Raw genomic sequence first — 5,566 nt, 5'->3', positions numbered from 1 at the left:
GGGCACGCCGCCGAAGAGATCGTCACCGGGGCCGTCCCGTGTGCCGGGACCGGGACCAGCAAACAGGCCGGTCCCGGCACACGGGACGGCCCCGGTGACGATCTCTTCGGCGGCGTGCCCTGAGAGCAGGAGATGGCGGGAAGGAGATGTGAACCTGACACAGGAGGCGACCGCCGCTACCGCGATTGCGAACTTGATCACATGCCCGCCGGGCGGTACGAAGACCTAGCCGAGCGTCCGCCAGGACCTTGGTCACATGTTTGGTCACAAACGCAAGAAAGCGCCCCCGGAGAAGATCTCTCCGGGGGCGCTTTCCTTGGTAGCGGGGACAGGATTTGAACCTGTGACCTCTGGGTTATGAGCCCAGCGAGCTACCGAGCTGCTCCACCCCGCGTCGGTGTGAGTTCACCATACAAGACGCCGGGTGGGGGTTGTCAAATGAGCTTGATCAAACGTCCGGTCGGCCGGGCTACCCGCCGGGCTGCGCTGTCGACGTGGTCACCACCGGGGCCGCCGGGGCCACCGGCGGCCCCGGAGTGGCACCCGCGGCGCCGGCCTGGGGTGAAGCCGGCGCCGCGGCCGAGGGCGATGCCGGCTGCGCGGGACTGGGACTCGCCGAGGCGGCAGGCACCCCCGTGAGCCGCGCCAGCCGGTTCAGCGCGTCCGCAAGGTCCTTCTGCGCGGCACCGTATGCGGCGAAGTCCGGCGGAGTCTTACGCAACGCGTCCTGCCCGGCGGCAAAAGCCCGATCAGCATCCGTGATCGCCTGTCGAATCTCCGGGCTGCTGGTCGTTCCCGGTGATGGCGTGGTGCCCGGTGGCGTGGTGGTGCCCGGCGGCGTCGTGGTGCCCGGTGGAGTGGCGCTCGCACTGAAGACCTGGCTCAGGGCCTCCTCCAGGGTCGACGCGAAGCCGATTCGATCACCGAAAACCGCAGCCACCCGCTGCAACGTCGGGTACACCGCGTTCTCCCGCGCCTGGACGTAGTACGGCTCGATATAGAGCAGACCACCGGCCACCGGCAAGGTGAGCAGGTTCCCCTGGATCGTCTGCGAGCCCTCGCCCCGCAACAGGCTCAACTCCTTGGAGATCTCCCCCTTGGACTCGATGAGGTTCTGCACCTGTACCGGCCCGCTGATGGTCACGCCCTTCGGCAGCCGCAATACCTGGAACTCTCCATAACTACCCGGATCACTCGACACGGCCATATAGGCTGCGAGTTTCGACGAGCCCTTCGCCAGCAACGGCGAGGTCAGGTTGAACGAAGGCTGCGAATGATCGACGAGCTGGCTGTACACGTAGAAGGGTGGTTGTGGCTGGTTCTGGTTGTCCGGTGACGGCGAGACCGCCCAGAAGTCCTCCTGGGAGTAGAAGTCACGCGGGTTGAGCACATGGTAGGAGGCGAGGAGGTCCCGCTGGACCTTGAACAGATCTTCCGGGTAGCGCAGGTGCTCCAGCAGCCCGGCCGAAATGTCCTTCTTCGGCTTGACGGTCCCGGGGAACGCGCTCATCCACGTCCGGAGTACCGGGTCGGACTCGTCCCAGGCGTAGAGGGAGACATTTCCGTCGTATGCGTCGACTGTCGCCTTCACCGAGTTGCGAATGTAGTTGACCTCGCTGGCCCCCTGCGCGGACCGGTTTGAGGCGCGGCCCGTCACGGCATCGGCGGTGACCGAACCGAGTGTCTTACGCTCGGCGTACGGATATCCATCGGACGTGGTGTAACCGTCGAGGATCCACACCACCCTCCCGTTGACGACCGCCGGGTAGGGATCGCCGTCGAGCGTAAGCCAAGGCGCGACCTGACTCACCCGGTCACGCGGGTTGCGTACGTAAAGAATGCGGGACTTCCCGGTTATGTCGCCCGACAGCAGTATGTTCTTCTCCTGGAACCGCAGCGCGAACAGCGCCCGGCGAAACGTCGAGCCGATCGACACGCCGCCGGAACCTTCGTACGTCGTTGTCGACTCGCTGTTCTCAGTCGCACCCGGTCCGTCGATCTCCGCCTGCTTCGTGCCGACGATCGAGTACCCCGGAAACATCTCACCGAAGTAGATCCGGCTCTCGGTCAGGCCCAGCGGCCCGGTGGGTGGCAGGTTCAGTTCAGCGAAGTTCGGTTGCCCGAGATCGTTAACGGTGTTCGCCGGCGCCGCGACGAAACCCTTGCCGTGCGTGTATGTCAGGTGCAGATTAATCCAGTTACGCTGCTGCTCGGAGAGGCCGTTCTGGTCGAGTTCCCGGACGGATACCACGTAGTCGTGGGTCGCTGACTGCCCGTCCGTTCCGGCGACCGTGTAGCGGTCGATGTCCAGCGACGGCGGGAAGCCGTAATAATTGCGGATCTGCTGTAGCTGGTCGTAGGTCCGGGACAGACGGTTGGGATCCAACAGCCGGACATTGGACAGCGTCGCCGAATCGGCACCGAGCTTCGCGGTGTCAGGTGTGGTGCCCGCGTTATACGACTGTGGGTCTATCTTCTGTATCGCGTATGCTGCGCGGGTCGCCTCGATGTTACGGCTGATGTAGGGCGCCTCGCGGGACGCCTCGTTCGGCCGGACCTGGAACTGCTGGACGATGGCCGGATAGATCCCGCCGACCACCAGGGCCGACAGCACCAGTATCCCCGCGGACAGCAGGGGCAACGTCCAGCCGCGCTGGAAGATGTTGTAGATGAACAACACCGCGCACAGCAGGGAGATGAACAGCAGGATGAGCTTGGCCGGCAGTACGGCATGGGTGTCGGTGTAGGACGCACCGTTGACGACCCCGCGCGAGGAGAACACCAGCCCGAACCGGTCGAGGTAGTAGGCCCATGCCTTGAGCAGGGCGAGTAGCCCCAGCAGGACGGATATGTGCGCCTTCGCGGCCGGCACCACCCGTTCCCCCTGAGTCTGCAGCCGGATTCCACCGAACAGATAATGCGTCAGCAGCGCCACCAGCAACGACAGCACCACGGTCGTCAACAGAAAACCCAGCAGGAAACGCTGGAACGGGTACGTGAAAGCATAGTAACTGATGTCACGATGGAACTGCGGGTCACGTTGCCCGAAGGGCTTGCCATTGAGCCACAACAGCCACGTCCGCCATCGACCGGATGCCGAGACACCCGCTACGATACCGAACAACGCTGAAACCACAATCAAGATCAAAACTGTATACGGTTCAACTGCCACCCGGTACCGCTCGAGGTTCTGCTGCTCGAGCGACAGGGGGCGGATCGGCGGTCGCAGCCGGTACGCGAGCACAAGGTTGGTGCCGACCGCCACGGCCATCAGAGCACCGAAGAGGACGAACAACAGTATCCGTGTCGACAGGACGGTGTTGAAGACCTTGCTGAACCCGACCGACCGGAAGAAGAGCAGGTCGGTGTAAAGCCGCGTGAAGACACCCAGCAAGATGATCAGAACAATGACCACAAGCAGCGCGGGGATGAGGATGCGGGTACGCGCCACCAGTGGTCTGCGGGCTGCTGGCACTCGCTCCTCCTTGCGTCCGGGGCAGACGACCGGGTTGTCCACCTGGGACGCAACCTACGCCAGTGCCCAGGTAGCGCCATCGGAGAGGATGCGCTCGTGACGAGCCCCGACATCAACGAGTTGACCGCTGTTGTGCTGGAGGTCGAACGGCACGTGGCCGACCTGGGCTGGGATCAGCCCAGCCAGGTCTACGCGTTGGCCGACACCTCCGAACTCATCGCCCGCGAACCGACGCTCGCCGCACACATAGGCGACACCGCGCCCGGTTCACTCACCCCCGTCGAACAGGAGCCCCTGCCCGCCGGCCGCCTCGACGAGGTACTCGCCGCGATCGGCTGGCCGCCGGAGGTTCTCGGCTGTGTCCTTGTCACCGAGCTCGTCGTTCTGCCGCCCAGCGCCGAGCAGGAGACTCCCTACGATGAGCGGGATATCGAGATATGGGCGGCCAACCACCCCGAACGTCAGGATGTTCGGCTCGCGGTCGGAGTGACCCGTGACGGGCAGCACGCGTCATGTCTGCGGGTCCGCGGCGACGACGAGCTCGTGGTCGACCCGGACCTCGCGGACAGTCTCGTCGACGGCCTGCTGGCGACCTTCGGCTGAAGGTCCCGGTCGGTCGAACCGTTGCCAGGAGCGCCCGGCAATTGGGATCGACGGGTCAGCCGGCCAGTGGGTCAGTGTGGGTCAGCAACCAGGGACGGGGGCCTGGGGGCTACCGGCGAGTGCCTTCAGGTCGTCGATCGCTCCCTTGAGCGTCTCGACCCGCACCAGCCTGAGGCCGGCCGGGGCCGACTCCCGGGCATCCGGGCAGTTCGCCGCCGGTACGAGAAAGACGACCGCACCTGACCTGCGAGCACCGAGAAGTTTCTGCTGAATACCCCCGATCGGACCGACCGTGCCGCTCGCGTCGATGGTGCCGGTACCCGCGATCGTCCGACCGGCCGTGAGCTGACCCGGCGTGAGAAGATCGACTATGCCGAGCGCGAACATGAGGCCCGCACTCGGTCCACCCACATCGGTAAGTTTGATCTCGACCGTGAAGGGATAGTTCTGCCTCTCGGTCGTGGTGATACCGATGACCGGACGACCCGAGTCGTTGCGCGCCGCAGCAGTGGTGATCGATGTCTGAGTGGGCGCAGCGCCGTCACGAATATAGGAAATCGTTACGGGCTGACCCGGGCGGACCCGGAGGACCGCATCCTGCAGCTGCTGCGGGGTGGCCACGGCGACACCGTCGACCGCTACGATCACGTCGCCCGCGAATAGCTTACCGGCGGCGGGCGACGATGCATCGATGATCTCGTGCACAACCACGGACGTGCCGGTCGGGGTGATCCCGAGCTCACCAAGAGCCGCGGAGGTGGCCTGATCCTGCGAATCGATCATAGCCGCGGTGTTCTCCTGCCGCACCTGCTCGTCGCTCGTGCCTGGTGGCTGCACCAGTTCCCGCGGGACCACGGCACGCTCGCCGTCGAACCAGCCGCGGACCGCGTCCAGCGCAGTGAGCTTCGGAACCTCCTCAACCGTGGTGAGCTCAAGCTTCCCGGATGTGGGATAGGTTTCACGGCCGACGATTTCGATCAACGGCTTGCCGTCGGGACGTCCGAGCGTGTCGGTCACCGGCCCCGGTGACAGCATCACGAATGGCACGGGCAGCCACAGGCCCATTACCACGAGTACCAGCGCCAGGACGGACGCGACGAGGAGTGTCTGGATACGCCGCGCCATGGCTGGCAGTCTAGAACCTGTGATTCGCGGCCTGATGGCCCGGCCGGAACGACCAGGCCGGCAATACGCCGGGGACCACGGCCTCCGGGCGCGCAATCTGACGATCATCGCGCGCCCTTCGGCCCTTCAGCCCGCCGGGGACCACGGCCTCCGGGCGCGCAATCTGACGATCATCGCGCGCCCTTCGGCCCTTCAGCCCGCCGGGGACCACGGCCTCCGGGCGCGCAATCTGACGATCATCGCGCGCCCTTCGGCCCCCCAGCCCGGAAATCAACTCACCGGATCAGGCGGACCGGTCGTGGCGGGGGTCGGCAGGACGGGGGTCGGCAGGGCGGAGGGGCGCACCGACGGACCGCGGGCAAC

The 5,566-nt window shown here is 65.6% G+C and carries 3 protein-coding genes and 1 tRNA gene; 1 reads left to right on the top strand and 3 read right to left on the bottom strand.

Features of this window, described 5'->3' with window-relative positions:
- Positions 1-317: 317 nt before the first annotated feature.
- Both U9978_RS23710 and U9978_RS23705 read right to left on the bottom strand, forming a co-directional pair.
- A tRNA-Met gene (locus U9978_RS23710) sits at positions 318-394 on the bottom strand.
- Between the two features lie 75 nt (positions 395-469).
- The gene (locus tag U9978_RS23705; RefSeq protein WP_322763366.1) at positions 470-3,475 is read right to left on the bottom strand and encodes a UPF0182 family protein; all 3,006 of its coding nucleotides are present in this window, start codon (positions 3,473-3,475) and stop codon (positions 470-472) included.
- 96 nt (positions 3,476-3,571) lie between these two features.
- Between U9978_RS23705 and U9978_RS23700 the strand changes: the two genes are divergently transcribed.
- Positions 3,572-4,078 carry a PPA1309 family protein gene (locus tag U9978_RS23700; RefSeq protein WP_322751095.1) on the top strand — a complete coding sequence of 169 codons (507 nt, stop codon included), beginning with the start codon at positions 3,572-3,574 and terminating at the stop codon, positions 4,076-4,078.
- Between the two features lie 81 nt (positions 4,079-4,159).
- Here the strand turns inward: U9978_RS23700 and U9978_RS23695 are convergent, their stop codons facing one another.
- Positions 4,160-5,203 (bottom strand): PDZ domain-containing protein, encoded by a 1,044-nt coding sequence (locus tag U9978_RS23695; RefSeq protein ID WP_322763365.1) that lies wholly within the window; start codon positions 5,201-5,203, stop codon positions 4,160-4,162.
- Between the last annotated feature and the right edge of the window lie 363 nt (positions 5,204-5,566).

The organism is Protofrankia sp. Cr2 (assembly GCF_963555885.1).
Classification (GTDB): domain Bacteria; phylum Actinomycetota; class Actinomycetes; order Frankiales; family Frankiaceae; genus Protofrankia.
Note: the sequence above shows the minus strand (reverse complement) of the source record. Positions and strands in the feature narration are given on the sequence as shown.